The organism is Candidatus Desulfolinea nitratireducens (genome assembly GCF_982879505.1).
Genome location: NZ_CEYOSI010000190.1, coordinates 1 through 1,702 on the forward strand (window position 1 = coordinate 1; position 1,702 = coordinate 1,702).

Annotated in this window: 2 protein-coding genes; both read left to right on the plus strand. The window is 47.9% G+C overall.

What is annotated here, in order from left to right:
* Positions 1-143: 143 nt before the first annotated feature.
* Complete coding sequence (locus AC3DOM_RS14070; RefSeq protein ID WP_487919676.1) at positions 144-959, plus strand: alpha/beta fold hydrolase; 816 nt, start codon at positions 144-146, stop codon at positions 957-959.
* Positions 960-1,002: 43 nt separating this feature from the next.
* On the plus strand, positions 1,003-1,668 hold the full coding sequence (locus tag AC3DOM_RS14075; RefSeq protein WP_487919677.1) for a nitroreductase family protein: 666 nt from the start codon (positions 1,003-1,005) through the stop codon (positions 1,666-1,668).
* The last annotated feature ends 34 nt before the right edge of the window (positions 1,669-1,702 follow it).

Genomic DNA, 1,702 nt, shown 5'->3' on the forward strand with positions numbered 1-1,702 from the left:
CTTCGTCTTTCAGCAGATTCACAATATTCTGTCTGAAGTCGCACCGGAGAATATTATCGCGATGTTCGAGGCTGTCAGAGAATAGTCAGCGCAATCTGATTTTTTCTCCACCAAATCCTGCCTACAAAAAAAGGAAATAAATTATGATCCCCTCCCACTGGACAGAAAAATATCTCACGATCAACGGTGTCTCTTACCACTATTGGCGGACTGGCGAGGGCAGCAAACCGCCCCTGGTCCTGGCGCATGGCTTTTCTGATAACGGCCTCTGCTGGATTCAAACGGCTCTCGATCTTGAAGCCGACTACGATATCATTATGCCCGATGCCCGCGGTCATGGACTCTCGGCCCGCATCCAACCTGGCGAGAGCGTGGATATGGGGGCCGATCTTGCCCGGATCATCCAGACTCTGGGGCTGGAACGCCCGATCGTCGGTGGCCACTCGATGGGGGCAATGGTAGCCTTTGAATTGGGCGTGCGCTATCCCGAAATCCCTCGAGCCTTACTGCTCGAAGATCCGCCCTGGTTCGAGCACGAAGAAAGCGTGGAACTAAGTCAACTCAGTGAACATCCCATGGCCCCCTGGGTTGAAACCGTGACGAGATTGACTCTCGATGAACTTGTCGCCGATACCCGCATCGAGCATCCCACCTGGCCGGAGTGGGTTATTGATACCTGGTGCCCGGCCAAAAAGCAAATGGATCCCAATATCCTTTCGATCTTGAGCATCGATGAAAGCGATTGGGAAGAAAATGTCCCCCAACTCACCTGCCCGACGTTGATCGTTACCGCAGATCTGGAAAAGGGCGGCCTCCTCTCTCCAGCCATTGCTGACCGGGTGCAGGAGTTGAATCACCATATTTCAGTCATTCATATTCCGGACACAGGCCATCATATCCGCTTTGAAGATTATGAAAGTTATATGAAAAACGTAAATGCTTTTTTTTCTGGAAATTGAATAGCGCATAGCCTCTCCCGATCATCTTCATGAGAAACTCAAAATGAGCGAAGAAAAATTCTCCCCGTTGAATTTTACCGAGAAAAATACAGATGAAATGATAGCCACCTCTCGATCATTTTATTTGGATATGAAACGTCGCCGCACGGTCCGTGATTTTTCAGATCGTCCGATTCCAGAGGAGGTGATCAATAATGCCATTTTAGCTGCAGGGACAGCACCCAGTGGTGCTAATCAACAGCCCTGGCATTTTGTAATTGTCAAAAATCCAGAGACTAAAAGGAAGATTCGCGAGGCGGCAGAGAAAGAAGAGAGGGAATTTTATCAGGGACGTGCTCCTGAAGAATGGCTGAAAGCACTCCAACCACTAGGGACGGATGAAAATAAGCCTTTTCTGGAAATCGCACCTTGCCTGATCGGAGTGTTTTTAAAAAAGAATACTATTGATGAAAAAGGTGTAGCGCACAAAAATTATTACCCAACTGAATCTGTAGGGATCGCAACCGGGATATTGATCACAGCATTGCATCAAGCGGGCCTTGCTACCCTGACCCATACGCCGAGTCCAATGAAATTTTTGAATGAAATTCTGGGACGACCTGATAACGAACGTCCATTCCTGTTATTGATCACAGGATACCCAGGCAAGGATGCGATGGTGCCAAATATCAGCAAATACAAACTTGATCAAATCGCTTCCTATGATTGAAAGTCAATATTTTAGAGTAGTCATGGCTATCCCC